This window comes from Lactobacillus sp. M0390, assembly GCF_016102085.1.
Taxonomy (GTDB): Bacteria; Bacillota; Bacilli; order Lactobacillales; family Lactobacillaceae; genus Lactobacillus; species Lactobacillus apis.
In genome coordinates this window covers 129,802-144,384 of sequence record NZ_JACFPH010000003.1, presented here as the reverse complement: position 1 = coordinate 144,384, position 14,583 = coordinate 129,802, and the positions used below count along the sequence as shown (strand labels likewise).

Genomic DNA, 14,583 nt, shown 5'->3' with positions numbered 1-14,583 from the left:
TATATGACAAGCAGTGCGCAAACAGATTTGCGTAGAGTCACTCAGGAAGAAAAGCACCAATATCAAAAGGCTTTATCATTTATTATTTTATTAATTGTAACCTTGGTAATGGTCTCAGTGACTTTTCTCAATCCTTTTTTTATGAAAGGACAAATTAGGTCTGATAGCAATCAAGTTGTGGTTGTCAGACAAGTCAATCAGCACTTTAATACACTTGCAAAGGAAATTGGGGCGCGGCAAACTGATGATGCCAATTTATTAACAACTAAGCAGACACAACCAATTGCCGACCACATTATTGATTACACTTTAAAGCCATGGTTTAAAGTAAACAAGCTAACTTTGGCTAATGATATTTTGCATGATATCAATTTAAATATTGACCAGGGCGCATCAAGCGATGCGCAACTAGTACAAGAAAAATTGAAAAAGCAAGGTAGTAATGCCCCATATGAAGTAATGGATGCATTCAGTTTGAACACCATCACTGTTGGTGGAAATGTTGCCTTTGGTCTTTTATTGTTAAATATTGTTTTAATGATAATGGCCATAATTAGTCTGCGCTCATTATTCAATGAAATAAGAGCAGTTTTTACTAAAAAGATGCTGATACATGTTATGACCGCATCAATTATGTGGGCAGGCTTTTGGCTAATACTGGTTGCAGGAATATTTGCCCTTATTCCAGTTATAATTAATGTTGAAGGTGTTGCAGTTTTAGGCTATTTACTTGAAATTGGCAGCAGTATTTTCCTTGATTTTGTGATTGTTGGCGTGCTTTTGTACGTTTTCAGTGCAATTCCTTGGAAGATTACTTCTCCTAATAATTAAGGCTTCAGCTATTTATACGTGATTGAAAAATGACCAAAGGAGTCAAACATGAAAATCTATTTTGCAAACGCACTGTTTTCTCAGGCAGAACTTAATTACAATGCACAACTCGCAGCTAAAATTAGACAATTAGATCAAACGATTGATTTATACTTACCTCAAGAAAACGACTCAATCAATGACAAGCAGGCTTACGCTGATTCCAAGATGATTGCCCAAGCCGACACAGAAAAATTGCTTGCCAGCGATTTGATGGTGGCAGTTCTTGACGGGTTAAGCATTGATAATGGCGTAGCCAGCGAAATTGGTGTTGCTTATGCAAAAGAAATTCCAATTATCGGTCTTTATACGGACACACGTCAACAGGGTAGTAGTAACCAACAAAAGCTACAGGCATTAGGACAAATTGCCGAGAATCAGTTCCATTATGTTAACTTGTATACAACCGGGTTAATTAAACTTAATGGTACAATTGTTAATAACGAAGCTGATTTACTTGAAGCAGTTAAAAAATATCTCTAATAAAAAAAGCACGATTCCATCATTATTAAGGGGAATCGTGCTTTTATTGTTTTAACTGAAATAATTTAAAACGGTAGCTGGTGATACCGCTGATATCGATGCGGTATTCGTGTCCGGAAATTAAAGGTGTGTCACCCGGTAAATAGCTAATAACTGATTGAAAGTTACCATAGCCGGCATCACTAAAGTTTTCAACTTTTTCAGCTTGATAACTGATGCCAGTGTCTTCATCAGTTATTGTAATTTGCGGAGTTCCTTCAATTACTTGATCAGAAAAATAAAGTGACCAAGCAATGTTTTTCCCTTTCAAAAGTTCGATGGGAAAAACACCTGCTTCTGGATAAGCGACTTGCGCCTGGCTAGCCAGACGAAAAGCATCAGTTGAATTGATGACTTTTTGAACTGAATAACGATAACCATTTTTGCCATAAGCTGCACCAAGTCCAATGGTAGTTAGCCTGGTTGACAGTAGCCAGGCGCGATGTCCCGTATCTGTTCCTGAGAGATTGTATGAATCAGTGAGTAAATCCGTTACGACGTCTCCAGCAGACTGATTGCATGTATTAAAGTTCAGATTTGCTGCATTAGAGGTCGAACGTGCAATTTTCCAAGTTCCGCGATTGACGATTTTCGGTCTTTTTTCGTAAGGTAAATTATGCTGATTAATTAAAGGGTTGGCATTAAGTAGCGCTAACACTGCTGCTGTTTTTTGAGCACTAATGTTGTCTTGATGATTGTCACTAACTGGTTCTAAGTTGAAAAGCTGACGATAATAGTTAATATAAGCCAGTTGCTGCTCAAGATAAGTAGGTGCTAGTATGCCTTCTTTAAATTTGCGACTAAATTGCGGTTTAACTGCATAAAGATTAGTAGTATTAAAGGTAGTACGGTCTAGAGCATTATAGTCTTGCCGAAGCTGCTGAATTTTGGCTGTCTCAGCTGGTGTGAACTCGGCAGCACTAACCGCACTAGTGTTAAAAGGAAGAACACAAAGTAAGCTAGTTAATATTAAAATGATTTTACGTGACACTTTACTTTATTCCTCCTAATCCTCAATTTATTATAAGTCAAAAGTTTGCAAACCAGTGCTAAAATTTGCAAAATACTAAAATAAAGGTGCTAATTTCAGTATGTTTTAAGTGTAGGAGAAAGATAATGCCGCTTAATCAGAGAATTCCTAAAGTCCATAATATTCAGATTGAATTAATTACTGATTTAGATGATTGGGACGGAGTAACTGGTCCAGTCGATCGTGATTTGCGTCAAGTAGTGGTCCAAAAGACTTATGTAGGGCAAAAGCATGCGTATGCCTTGCAGCAAGTCGGTGGCGCATCTTTTGTTTACCGCGGTCTCAAAGGGCGCAATGTTTCTTTTAAAAAAAGCTGGCCAACTTTGCGAATAGCCCAAAAAGTAGCAGGTCATACTCAGACTTTTGAAAATGCTGGGCGAAAGAAGCAATGGTTTGTTGGGGTCAAGCCCAATGACATGAATCAGCAGCAAGGCTGGTCTAGTTGGTCTTCCCAAATTGCTCGCCTAAAGTTACCACGACTTAGACCGTTAACTAATCTTAGGGGTGTGCCATGCCTAACCAGCTTAAATCATGCCGGCAATAAGTTTGGAATTAGCTGTGCCAGTAATCAGTTTGCAAGGGTGGAACTGGCTGTTTCGTCCGATCGAGAAGCTGCACTAATTGCATACGGTGACAATGATCATAATGGCTATTTTGCGCTCTATCAGTTAAATGAGCTCAATACCGCTCTTGATCAGGCAAAAGCACCTAATAAAGCCGTTGATATTACTCAGCTTAACTGTCTGGACGCATTTATGATTCCTAATTTGTCTGGGAGTAGGGGTCAAGTTGGCTCGTTGCAGGGCTTTGCCCTTAACCATTATTTTGATCAAAGTGGCAAAGAACAAAATGACTTATATATATCTAGCCAGCCAGCTAGCGACAAGGTAGGACATGATCGAAAAATTGTGAAAATTCCGTGGCGCGAACCTAATCCGCTTAATTGGGAACTGGTTGACTTGACTGAGCAGCCTGCATTAGAAATTCCCGGCTATTACACCGAACTTGAGGGTTTACAGTTAATTGGCAATAATGAAGTTTATTTAACAGTTGCATACCATCAGCAATTTTTGGCGAAAAATCCCACTAAAATCAACAAACTTTATCGTGTTACGTGGAAAAGCAATAATTAAGTAAGATTACGGCTGGACTTAAAAAGCGAGTTAGTAACTAGCAAAATAAGTAAATTCACCTTTCTTGTTTCATAATAAAAGTTCCCTAAGCCGCAGTAAATGGGGGCTTTTTTACATTAAAGAGAACAAATAAGGAAATTTTTTCAAAAAATCGTTTAATTTACACTTTTTTACAAGTTTATTGCCGTATAATTAAAAAGTTAGAAACATTAGTTAAGAGGTAGAATAAATGACTAGAAAAACACAGGTTGGTCTGATCTTTGGTGGCAATTCCTCCGAATATGAAGTATCAATTATGTCGGGCCACAATATTTATAATGCAATTGATAAGGACAAGTTTGACGTTTGTCCAATTTGGATTACCAATGACGGTTATTTGGCAAGTAAGGAAGACTCATTTAAAGTTCTTGAAGATCCCAAGTATACTGTAGAAAATCCACATAAAGTCGCGAACATTTCCAATCTGATTGAGCTGGCTGATTTACCTGAAATCGATGTTTTCTTTCCAATTGTTCACGGCAATTTAGGTGAAGATGGTTGTTTGCAGGGACTTTTCCGTATTCTCGACAAGCCATTTGTTGGTGATGATGTTTTGGCATCTGCAGTTACAATGGATAAAGAGTTTACGAAAATCTTAGCTCAACGCGTTGGCGTACCAGTTGCTGACTGGATTTCAATTAAGCGGTTTGAATACGAAGATGCAAATAATGATAAGCGCAATTACGCAAAAGTTAGCGAAAAATTAGGTAGCGACTTGTTTGTGAAGCCATCTAATCAAGGCTCTTCCGTTGGGGTTCATCATGTAACTAATGAACAAGAATTCAATGACGCACTGGAAGATGCATTTAGATATGATGACAAAGTCTTAATTGAAGAGACAATTCATGGAACTGAAGTTGAAACTGCTGTGCTAGGTAATGATAAGCCAATCGTTTCTGGTGTTGGTCAAATTATCAACGCTGAAGGTACTTTTTATAGTTATGAAAATAAGTATGATGATGACTCAACAACTATGTTGCAGATTCCGGCAGATTTACCAGCAGATATTACCGAAAAAGTTCGTTCAAATGCCTTGAAGGTATATCAAGCTACAGAATGTAGTGGTTTATCACGTGTTGACTCAACATTGCGTGAAAGTGATCATCAACTAATTTTAACCGAAATCAATGCGCTACCTGGTTTTACTAACATAAGTATGTACCCTAAGTTATTTGAAGAAGCAGGCATCCCATACTCTGAATTAATCACACGTCTAATTGAATACGCTCAAGAACGCTACGAGCACAAAAAGACACTGCTACATAAACATGATTAAATTAGATTGTGCTGGGAGTATTAATCAATGACAAAAGATAAGCATGATTTTGAAGAGTTAACTGCACCTGCTGCTACTGCTAAAGAATTAAAAATAAGTGTCCCGACATTGCGGAAGTATTCATTGATTGTTGAAAAAGTGACGGGTAAGCCGGACTATTATGCACGGACAAAGCAAAAAGCCCGTTTATATAGTAAAAAGGATTTACAAGACCTCAAGGACTTTCACAAATTAGCTCAAGATAATGGTTTGACATTACAAGAGGCGGCCCAACAGATTTTTGCTGTTAGTGATAAAAAAGATAAAACTAAGAAAGTTGCTCAAACAAAAGCTGAGCAGGAAAAACAAGAAGTGATGTCGCCTTCGCAAATGGGAAAATTGCTAACAGCTTTACAGCAAACAATTGTGCAACAAAATTCGGCACTTGATAAATTACAGAAACAGTTGAACCGAATTGAAAAGCAAAACAAAGACTTGCTAGCTAAGCAAAAAGAACTAGGCCAAAAAGATTCTGACGAAAGTGCCTTTGCTGGGCTACCTGATATTTCAGGTATTATTACCGATGATGAAACAGATTTACTCGATCAAGCTGATCCTGACATCGACAAACCGTTAACGGCTGCGGAGAAGCGCGCCCAAGTTGTCGATGATGGCCAAAAATCAAGTGAAGAAGTCCATGAAGAAATATTAGCTAAAGCCAAGGAAAATGCCGAAAAAAGTGCCAACAATAGTGGTTTGCGAACTTTGACTGATATGCAGGTTGAACCCAAAAAGACTCACTGGTGGCAAAAATTTTTGGATATCTAAATAATTAAAAACGACTTTTTAAAGCCGTTTTTTTATTAATATTAAGTTTTAACTTATTAAGCTAAATTAAGATTCCAAATTGCTATTTTTGCGGTAGAGTAGAACCATTATGGATTTAAGGATGGTCAAATTGAAGAGAATTAAGCGACGCTATCTTGTTGCTATGATTGTTGCAGTCATTGGTTTGATTTTGACGGCTTGTACATACTTTGCCACAGACATCTATACTAAGCATGATGTTGCCGTCATCAGCGATAGGCAAATTAAAGATACGCTGGTCGAAAAAAGTACAGATGTTTATGACAACAAGGACGAAACAAGAAAGCAAGTTTTACATTTAAAAATTTTATCGGGCAAATACAAGGGGCAAACCTTCCGTACAGTAAACTATTACTACCCTTCGCAATTGATTACGCAAAAATATCGGGCGGGTCAACGGATTTTTGTTAATATCAAGCACAATGATCCAGCTATTCAGGGACCTAAAAGGGATTGGATACTTGCGCTCGCACTTACGATCATGATGACACTGATGGTGGCCGTTTCTGGTAAAAAAGCACTGGGCTTGATGTGCTCAATGGCGTTAAGTTGGGCTTTGTTTTACCTGTTGATTATGACCGATATTAAATTAAACGGTTCATATATCGTGCTATTGTTTGGCTTAGCAGACATTGTCTTCTCCTTTTTCAGTTTAGTTCTTGTTCAGGGTTTAAATAAAAAAATGCTGGCGACATGGTTAGCCACAATCCTTGGCACGGTTGTTTCTTTTGCATTATGCTATTTGATTATGCGACTGACAGGAGAATCGGAAATCAAATATGAAACAGGCGATTATGCAACACAAGATCCACGCGGAATTTTCCTGGCGCAAACGCTGCTGGGAATCCTCGGTGCAGTCATGGATGAGGCAACAGACATCGTTTCTAGCTTATATGAACTAGTCCAAACTAAAAAGGACTTGACGGCGAGGCAGTTAGTCAAAAGTGGTCGCACTATGGGACAGGAAATAATGGGTCCCTTAATCAATGTGCTAGTGCTGATTTTTATGTCAGAAGAATTACCACTGACAATCATTTATTTGCGTGACAATAATACGCTCAGCTCAACCTTTGGCTTTACATTATCACTTGGCGTAACGCAAAGCGTAATTTCGGCCATTGGAATTGTGTTGACCGTTGTCTTTGCAACAGGTTGTAGTCTTCTCTTTTTGGAAGAGAAAAAGAGAAAGGAGTGGAAGCAAATTTGAGTACGTTAATGGCACTAATTATTGTTTTAGCAATTCTGATGACCATCGTTGGCGGTGAAACTGGAATTAGAAGCTTTTTCAGTGTACTAATTAACACACTGCTATTAATTTTGCTAGCAATTTTAATCTCATGGGGCATTAATATTCCAATTTTAATTCTGATTTTTATTCCACTAAAATTAGTAACAATTATTTTCCTAGGGACACATGACTATCAGGTGGCCAAAAATTCGTTTACCTGTTCGTTTATTGTCTGCTTAGTCGTCAGTGTGCTGATTTTAGGCTGTGAATGGCTTGCTCAAGCTGCGGGTCTTGGGCCAGAAGCGGGTGAAATTTTGGTTGGCTTATCGCAAATGCCAGGCTTAAGCTACCCACTAATTGCTGTCGCTGTTGCGATTTTTTCGACCTTGGGTGCGGTTGCCGAAGCCGCAGTTGCAATGAGCTCTGGTTTATTAGAGATCAAAAAGCACAATCCTGAAATTTCACATGAAGACTTGATGGCGAGTGGGTCTAAAATAGGTAATGATGTATTAGGAACATCAATGAATACGATTTTATTTGGAATGTTTGGCAGCTTTTTATCCCTATTTTTATGGTATATTAGGCTAAATTACACTTTAGGTGAAATTCTCAACGAAAAGATGTTTGTTAATGAAATTTTGATTGTCATGTACTCGCTGATTGCCGTACTGCTAACGGTACCCCTATCAACGGCTTTCTTGGCAAAGAATATGGTGAAGCATGAGGTAAAAGAATGAAAGTAACAGATTTAACATTAACTAACTTTAACAACAGGGCATTTAACGTGCACACATACACTTTGGATTCGATTGGAGATTTAGTAACCGCTAAACATCCGCTCGCAATTGTTATTCCTGGTGGTAGTTTTGATCATTTATCTTTGCGCGAAGGGGAGCCGGTTGCATTAGCTTTTAATAATTGCGGCTTTAATAGTGTAGTGATGGAATATAATCTGGTTCAAGATGAGGGCGATATATACCCTGATGCAGGACTTGACGTTTTAAGCACGGTTAAATACTTCCGTGATCACGCTGTTGAATATGAAATTGATCCGGAAAGAATTGTTACAGTTGGCTTTTCGGCCGGTGGACACGTTGCTAGTTTGGCTAATAGCATGGCCAATTCATCGGAATACCAAAAAGAATTTAATTTTACCAGTAAAGCGGTATTGCCAAATAAGACTATTCTAGGCTACCCACTAATTAACCTAGCTAAAATTGGCTTTGATATTCCAGAAGATGAATTGGACAAGGTGCCTGCTGACGATTTCGTTAAAAATAGTGCATTAGGTGTAACCGCTGAAACACCAGCAACCTTTATTTTCCATGCGTGGGATGATCCAATTGTACTCGTCAACAATACTTTGGAATACCTTGAAGCTTTACGTGAACATAATGTGCCGTGTGAAGCGCATTTATTTAATCGTGGTGGTCACGGCTTTTCACTTGCTCGAACTGATATGGTAGTTAAGGGAAGAGAATGGCAAGATAATCCACATGCTGGTCACTGGTTCGAACTAGCACAAGAATGGTTAAAGAGTGAATGGTAAAAAAAGAAGTGGAGATTAGCTTCTTTTTTTATTAACTTGGAAAGTTAAATTGATAAACAAGAATAGACTTGAAAAAGTGCCTAAATAATGGACTATTTTAGCTGAAGAGTATTGCATTTATTTGCTGAGGGTATATAATGGCACATATTTGAATCAAAAGAAAGGACATGATTTTTTGAAGTTAACGAAAATAAAAGTTTTGACAGCAATTAATGGCGTACTAACTTTGAGCAGTCTAATCATGTTATTCTTTGGATTGTGCAATCAAGTTAATGAGTCAGACGCCTTTTTAAAAGATGAGCAAACAATTGCTTTGAACAGTAATAATGGTTTGTTTATCTTGACTGCAATTATTGCGCTGATGGTTTTTGGCTTTGCCTTCTTTGCCAACTGGCTTAAGGCAGAACCGGCTAAGGCTCATTTATTACGACACAGAGCTTAAAAAGCAAAAAAGCTGTTCTCAATTGATGGAGGAACAGCTTTTTATTTTCTATTTTTTAAGGGAGAAGAATATTGCAGACAGTTGAAAACAGCGTATACGATCCATTTTTACCCACCTTATTACTATCAATGCATGAAGAATACGTAAACGAGATTTTAATCGGTCAAAAGGTGATTGAGTATCGTAAACGATTCTTTAAGGACAGCTTCCAGGCCTTTGTGTACACAACTGGTAAAAATGGTGGCATTGAATTGTTTATTAAATGTCCCTCATTAATTCAAAATGATGCGAATACCTTGGCTAAAATTGGCCAGTTGATTCAACACGACCAATATGAAGAAATATATGATTATTTTATGCCGAAAAATGATGGCTGCATTATTCCGATTCTCAATTATTGCGCAGTGAAAAAGGTCACTCTGGAGCAGTTACGTAGTGTCATGCCTGAAATCACTATACCGCAAAGCTACCTGTTTCTTGATCGCCCTGATAAGCAGAAATTGCTAGCGTATTTGCTAAAGCAGGAATGTGGCACACAAAAAGAAAACCAGTGGGAAAAATATTTTGCCGAGATCGAGCAAATACTTAGAACAAAATAATTAAGTAAATAAAAAAGTCTAACAAATTGTTAGACTTTTTTTTAGGGAATGAATTTTAATACCAGTGATGAGCTAACCAGAAGTTCTTGGCGTTAACCCATGAACCGTAACGACCATATACGTAGTTATCAGCAACACGTTCTTGATTCTTTGGTGATAAATTACCTTTTAAGTAGTTGATATTTAATTGATATTTACCGTAACAAACACCATTTCTAGCGTAGTAGTTGCCACCAGATTCACGCATGGCAATCCAGTTTTTTGCAGCACGTTCAGCACCTGATAGCTTTTTGGCAGCTTGAACTGTTTGAACACTGGCGTGGTCAGTAGTTACTTGTGCAATTGTGGTAAAGCCAAACGATAAGGCTAACGCGGCGACTAACTTTAAAATGATACTTTTACTTTTTTTCAATTTCTTCATTCCCTATTCAAACTTGATTTATTGATACTGATAATACTACACAAGCAATATTTCATTGTTGTTACAAAACAGACACGCAAACCTTACAAACGAGTTTTAATGTCATTTCCGAATAGTTTTGGTAAAATTTGTTATATTGCTATATTAGGAGGCAGACAATGACAGTAAAACATTTTTATGAAACTTTCCATCCCGAGCATTATGATCTCTATATTGAGGTAAACCGGGAACAGAAAACCATTAAGGGTACTACTACAATTACTGGTGAGGCCATTGAGGATTCAATCATGGTCAACCAAAAATACCTGACAATTGCTTCAGTGACTAGTGAAGGCCAAGAGGTTCCTTTTACAGTCGACGATGAAAAAGAAGCAATTAAAATAGATTTGGGTAAGACCGGTAAGACAGAAGTTGAAATTAAGTATTCTGCTCCATTAACTGATACCATGATGGGTATTTATCCGTCATATTACACAGTAGATGGGGTTAAGAAGCAGATAATTGGTACACAGTTTGAAACAACCTCTGCTCGTCAAGCTTTTCCATGTGTTGATGAACCAGAAGCTAAAGCTACTTTTTCTTTAGCACTGAAATATGATGAACATGAAGGCGAAACAACTATTGCTAACATGCCTGAAATTAAGGTTGAAGCCGGTGTACACTACTTTGAAAAAACCGTTAGAATGTCCAGCTATCTAATTGCTTTTGCATTTGGTGAATTACAATCTAAGATGACTGAAACCAAAGATGGTGTAAAAGTTGGTGTCTTTGCAACAAAGGCACACCAAGCAAAAGAATTAGACTTTGCTTTAGACATTGCTAAGCGAGCAATTGAATTTTATGAAGAATTCTATCAAACTAAGTATCCATTACCACATTCTTGGCAACTTGCATTGCCAGACTTTTCAGCTGGTGCGATGGAAAACTGGGGTCTAATTACTTACCGTGAGGCAGCAATTTTACTTGATCCAGATAATGCAACGGCTGACCAAAAAGCGTATGTTGCAACTGTAATTGCTCACGAACTGGCTCACCAATGGTTTGGTGACTTGGTTACAATGAAGTGGTGGGATGACCTGTGGCTTAATGAAAGTTTCGCCAACATGATGGAATACGTTTCAGTTGATGCACTTGAACCTGAGTGGCATGTCTGGGATAACACATACCAAGTTTCTGAAGTTCCGGCCGCTTTAAATCGTGATGCAACTGATGGTGTTCAATCAGTTCACGTTGAAGTAGAACATCCAGCTGATATTGATTCGATTTTCGACAGTGCGATTGTTTATGCTAAGGGCTCAAGGATGCTTGTAATGGTAAGAGCATTGCTTGGCGATGATGCCTTACGTAAAGGCCTCAAATATTATTTCGACCAACACAAGTTTGGCAATGCAACTGGTGATGACCTTTGGGATGCCTTATCAACTGCAACTGATTTGGACATTGGCAAAATTATGCATACTTGGTTAGATCAACCTGGTTACCCTGTAGTTAGTGCTAAAGTTGACGCAAATGGTCATTTGATCTTAACACAGAAGCAATTCTTTGCTGGCGAAGGTAAGGAAGTTGGCCGCAAGTGGGCAATTCCGCTAAATGCAAACTTTGACGCACCTCAGATTATGTCTGATAGAGAACTCGATCTTGGTGATTATAGTGACTTACGTGCAAAAGCAGGTCACGCACTACGCCTTAATGTTGGTAATAGTTCACACTTTATCGTTAACTACGACGAAACGCTGATGGCTGATATTATTGCTGAAGTTGACGACTTAAAGCCTGTTGATCAATTACAATTATTGCAAGATTTGGGTCTTTTAGCTCAAGGCAACCAGATTTCATATGCAGAACTCGTGCCATTGTTACCAAAATTTGCTGACTCTGATTCTAACATCGTAATTGGTGCTTTATTCAGTGCTGTGGCTAGCTTACGTAAGTTTGTCACACCAGATTCTGATGAAGAAAAGAACTTAAAGCAATTTACTGATCAACTTTCAAGTAAACAAGTAGAACGTCTTGGCTGGGAAGCTAAAGAAACAGATACTGCTGATGAACTACAAATTCGTCCAACTGAATTATCAGCTGCTTTATATGCTGGCAACCCAGCTGTGATAAAAGCAGGTCACCAAATTTTTGTCCAAAACGAGGTAGACTTAATTAAGATTGAAGCTTCAGTTCGACCATATGTTTTGATTAATGAAGCTAAAAACTACCACAGTTCAGAGCTTATTGAACGCCTAGTTAAAGAGTATCAAACTGCAGTTGATCCATACTTTAAGCAAGACCTTATGGCAGCCATAACTTCAACTCAGGACAAAGAAGACCTTAAGCAAATTGTTGATAACTTTGAAAACAATGACATTATCAAACCACAAGATTTGCGCTCATGGTACTTCTCAGTTCTTTCTAACAAGCAAGGTGAGCAACTAGCTTGGGATTGGATTCGTGCTGAATGGGCTTGGCTTGAAAAGACTATCGGTGGCGATATGGAATTTACCAGTTTTATAACTGTTACGGCAAAAGCATTCCATACTTCAGTTCGCTTAGAGGAATTCACTACTTTCTTTGAACCAAAAATTGATCAACCTGGTTTAGGTCGAGAGATTCAAATGGATACTAAGGTTATTGCTACCAAGGCTGACTTGGTAACTAAAGAACAGGCAGTTGTTAACCAGAAGATTAAGGAAGCTATTACTAAATAGTTTCATTAAAAATATTGGCGATCGCGTCATGATTTTTAGATAAAAGAAAAGCAATGCTAAATAAAGTGGCCCCCAAATTTGTCCTAAATTTGGGGGCCACTTTACTTTACTGCCTTTTTTAATGAAATTAGCCGTAATATTGATCATGGTCTAAAGCAGTTTCGTCAAAATTAACTATCACAAATTCATAGTTTGAAAAACACTCCATCCAATTGTTAAAATAGTCGTTCTCTTCTTTTAGCGACTTACTGCTTTCTTCTCCTTCTATTATAAAAGGCTTTGAACATATATTAAAATTTGCATGTATTGCACCCAGCAAATTCAATAAAAGCAAGAAATCTTTTGCTGAATCCACACTTACATGAAAAGATTTAAACGAATTATTATTTTCGCCAAGATATCTTTTTGCTCTATTATACTCATCAACAGATTCTGCCTTATAATTTTCAACGCTATTTACATTCTCTTCAATAATAGCTGTCGGAGCTTGTTTTTCAAAAAAATCTAGTATCTTTCTTAATTTGAAAAATTGTTCATCATTCATTTTTATCATTCCTGTTTAAAAGGCTGTGCTTGGAAACATTATATCTCCTATGAAGCAATCAATTTTACCGCTTAAAGTGGCACAGCCATGTCATCCACGAGGGCAGTTTGGTATAGCTCTAGTCATAAACAATCACTGGTTCATGTTTAGTTACGTTACGCCAAACTTTTTTCGCTTCAGCTGGTTTAATGTTAACGCAACCGTGTGAACCACCACGAAGATAGGCGGTCTTAGTCCAATCACCACGCCAACTTGCGTCGTGCAGGCCGCAACCACTTAAGGTAAATGGCATCCAATATTTAACTGGTGATGCATATTTTGAGCCGTCATTGTTACGTCCGCGAAGAACAGATGGGGATTCTTTATAGTGAATGTACCAAACGCCAGTAGGAGTTCTGTTGCCTTTACCGCCATTTTTGGTTCCTGTAACTACATCGTTTAGGTAAACAACCAATTTTCCCTTTTTGACGATCCAAAGTGCCTGCTTTTTCAAGGAAACAACAATATAGTCGTCACCAATGCCATGATTATTTTGACCATAGCCGAGTCCGTAGGTACTGTAACCTAGACCGTAAATATAGTCTTTACCATCTAATTTGGTTTTACCAGTTAAGAATGCTTGTTCAATTGCTGCTTGTGCTTTTTTAACGTTAACACCCCAGCCATAACTTTCATTTTTAACGGTAATTTCCTTGCCATTCAATTTTTTCTTGACCGGAACAGTAAATTTATAACTCTTGTGCAAGGTTGTGACTTCCTGGTCAATCTGGTTAAGTTTGGCAGTTAAGTTTTCGGAGTTAATGAAGTTAAACTTGCCTTGTTTGAAAGTAACTTCGTTAAGCAAGTCGCGGGCCTGCAATTTGTATGACTTGCCAGCGATTTGATAATTCAATTTTGCTTGACTAACATTTTTAAGCGCATCATTAGCTGCTGCAAGATCTGTGTATTTGTAGTCAAAAATTCGTTTATCAGGCATTGTCGTGTGCTGTTTATCGAAATATTTTTTAACTTCTTCGCGCTGGATTGTTTTAAGCTTGGGATCGCGTTCAATTGAAACCTTACCTTTTTCCAACACAACCATATTGTTAGCTTTTGCATTAACTTTATTCGTTGCTTTATCAACAGTTAGATTTCCTACTTTTACACCATAAATGGTTACATTAGGGTTAAAATGAGTAATAGCAAATTCTTTGGCGGCCTTTTGCGATTCAACGTGCCGGTTATATAAAATAACACCAAAGACAACTGCTAAAATCATGAAGATGCCAACCATAATTAAATAAAAGTTGTTGCGATTGTTGTGTTTCTTTAAGTCTTTTCTAGATTGCATAATTTTACCCACTATAAATAACTTTTTATAAAATAATTGCGGTTCCAGTTTATCATCT

At 37.8% G+C, this 14,583-nt stretch carries 15 protein-coding genes; 11 read left to right on the top strand and 4 right to left on the bottom strand.

From position 1 onward, the window contains the following. The first annotated feature begins 3 nt into the window (after positions 1–3). Together H3R25_RS07070 and H3R25_RS07065 are read left to right on the top strand one after the other, a co-directional pair. Positions 4–831: a hypothetical protein gene (locus tag H3R25_RS07070; protein ID WP_198194711.1), complete on the top strand. Its 828-nt coding sequence runs from the start codon at positions 4–6 to the stop codon at positions 829–831. A gap of 48 nt (positions 832–879) precedes the next feature. Further along, positions 880–1,353 carry a nucleoside 2-deoxyribosyltransferase gene (locus H3R25_RS07065; protein ID WP_187158574.1) on the top strand — a complete coding sequence of 158 codons (474 nt, stop codon included), beginning with the start codon at positions 880–882 and terminating at the stop codon, positions 1,351–1,353. A 43-nt stretch (positions 1,354–1,396) separates the two neighbouring features. Here H3R25_RS07065 and H3R25_RS07060 read toward each other — a convergent pair whose 3' ends face one another. Further along, positions 1,397–2,383 (bottom strand): CAP domain-containing protein, encoded by a 987-nt coding sequence (locus tag H3R25_RS07060; protein ID WP_198194710.1) that lies wholly within the window; start codon positions 2,381–2,383, stop codon positions 1,397–1,399. Between the two features lie 125 nt (positions 2,384–2,508). Between H3R25_RS07060 and H3R25_RS07055 the strand changes: the two genes are divergently transcribed. The 8 genes from H3R25_RS07055 (at position 2,509) to H3R25_RS07020 (ending at position 9,534) form a co-directional block, all read left to right on the top strand. Then, entirely contained in the window at positions 2,509–3,555 is a 1,047-nt protein-coding gene (locus H3R25_RS07055) for a helveticin J family class III bacteriocin (RefSeq protein WP_198194709.1), read from the top strand. Positions 3,556–3,784: 229 nt separating this feature from the next. Further along, entirely contained in the window at positions 3,785–4,870 is a 1,086-nt protein-coding gene (locus H3R25_RS07050; RefSeq protein WP_187158571.1) for a D-alanine--D-alanine ligase family protein, read from the top strand. A gap of 27 nt (positions 4,871–4,897) precedes the next feature. Further along, positions 4,898–5,677, top strand: coding sequence for a transcriptional regulator (locus H3R25_RS07045; RefSeq protein WP_198194708.1), 780 nt, complete (start codon positions 4,898–4,900; stop codon positions 5,675–5,677). Between the two features lie 163 nt (positions 5,678–5,840). After that, entirely contained in the window at positions 5,841–6,923 is a 1,083-nt protein-coding gene (locus tag H3R25_RS07040; protein ID WP_370567451.1) for a YibE/F family protein, read from the top strand. After that, positions 6,920–7,681 (top strand): YibE/F family protein, encoded by a 762-nt coding sequence (locus H3R25_RS07035; RefSeq protein WP_046306197.1) that lies wholly within the window; start codon positions 6,920–6,922, stop codon positions 7,679–7,681. The genes H3R25_RS07040 and H3R25_RS07035 overlap by 4 nt, the downstream gene beginning before the upstream one ends. After that, positions 7,678–8,493: an alpha/beta hydrolase gene (locus H3R25_RS07030; protein ID WP_198194707.1), complete on the top strand. Its 816-nt coding sequence runs from the start codon at positions 7,678–7,680 to the stop codon at positions 8,491–8,493. Before H3R25_RS07035 ends, H3R25_RS07030 begins: the two co-directional genes overlap by 4 nt. Before the next feature lie 175 nt (positions 8,494–8,668). Continuing rightward, positions 8,669–8,935: a hypothetical protein gene (locus tag H3R25_RS07025; protein ID WP_074426060.1), complete on the top strand. Its 267-nt coding sequence runs from the start codon at positions 8,669–8,671 to the stop codon at positions 8,933–8,935. A gap of 71 nt (positions 8,936–9,006) precedes the next feature. Then, on the top strand, positions 9,007–9,534 hold the full coding sequence (locus H3R25_RS07020) for a hypothetical protein (RefSeq protein WP_198194706.1): 528 nt from the start codon (positions 9,007–9,009) through the stop codon (positions 9,532–9,534). 55 nt (positions 9,535–9,589) lie between these two features. Here the strand turns inward: H3R25_RS07020 and H3R25_RS07015 are convergent, their stop codons facing one another. Further along, positions 9,590–9,955 carry an aggregation promoting factor surface protein gene (locus H3R25_RS07015; RefSeq protein ID WP_198194705.1) on the bottom strand — a complete coding sequence of 122 codons (366 nt, stop codon included), beginning with the start codon at positions 9,953–9,955 and terminating at the stop codon, positions 9,590–9,592. Positions 9,956–10,113: 158 nt separating this feature from the next. Between H3R25_RS07015 and H3R25_RS07010 the strand changes: the two genes are divergently transcribed. Continuing rightward, positions 10,114–12,651, top strand: a complete 2,538-nt coding sequence (locus H3R25_RS07010) for a M1 family metallopeptidase (protein ID WP_198194704.1) — start codon at positions 10,114–10,116, stop codon at positions 12,649–12,651. Between the two features lie 127 nt (positions 12,652–12,778). Here the strand turns inward: H3R25_RS07010 and H3R25_RS07005 are convergent, their stop codons facing one another. Continuing rightward, a complete protein-coding gene (locus tag H3R25_RS07005) occupies positions 12,779–13,195 on the bottom strand; it encodes a hypothetical protein (protein WP_198194703.1) in 417 nt (138 codons plus the stop codon). Positions 13,196–13,313: 118 nt separating this feature from the next. Continuing rightward, positions 13,314–14,525, bottom strand: a complete 1,212-nt coding sequence (locus tag H3R25_RS07000) for a L,D-transpeptidase family protein (RefSeq protein ID WP_198194702.1) — start codon at positions 14,523–14,525, stop codon at positions 13,314–13,316. Positions 14,526–14,583: the final 58 nt, after the last annotated feature.

Coding starts and splice junctions, on each gene's coding strand:
- H3R25_RS07040 (WP_370567451.1), top strand. CDS start 5,841: ATGATTGTTGCAGTCATTGGTTTGATTTTGACGGCTTGTACATACTTT.
- H3R25_RS07000 (WP_198194702.1), bottom strand. CDS start 14,525: ATGCAATCTAGAAAAGACTTAAAGAAACACAACAATCGCAACAACTTT.
- H3R25_RS07030 (WP_198194707.1), top strand. CDS start 7,678: ATGAAAGTAACAGATTTAACATTAACTAACTTTAACAACAGGGCATTT.
- H3R25_RS07050 (WP_187158571.1), top strand. CDS start 3,785: ATGACTAGAAAAACACAGGTTGGTCTGATCTTTGGTGGCAATTCCTCC.
- H3R25_RS07055 (WP_198194709.1), top strand. CDS start 2,509: ATGCCGCTTAATCAGAGAATTCCTAAAGTCCATAATATTCAGATTGAA.
- H3R25_RS07005 (WP_198194703.1), bottom strand. CDS start 13,195: ATGAATGATGAACAATTTTTCAAATTAAGAAAGATACTAGATTTTTTT.
- H3R25_RS07045 (WP_198194708.1), top strand. CDS start 4,898: ATGACAAAAGATAAGCATGATTTTGAAGAGTTAACTGCACCTGCTGCT.
- H3R25_RS07015 (WP_198194705.1), bottom strand. CDS start 9,955: ATGAAGAAATTGAAAAAAAGTAAAAGTATCATTTTAAAGTTAGTCGCC.
- H3R25_RS07065 (WP_187158574.1), top strand. CDS start 880: ATGAAAATCTATTTTGCAAACGCACTGTTTTCTCAGGCAGAACTTAAT.
- H3R25_RS07070 (WP_198194711.1), top strand. CDS start 4: ATGACAAGCAGTGCGCAAACAGATTTGCGTAGAGTCACTCAGGAAGAA.
- H3R25_RS07010 (WP_198194704.1), top strand. CDS start 10,114: ATGACAGTAAAACATTTTTATGAAACTTTCCATCCCGAGCATTATGAT.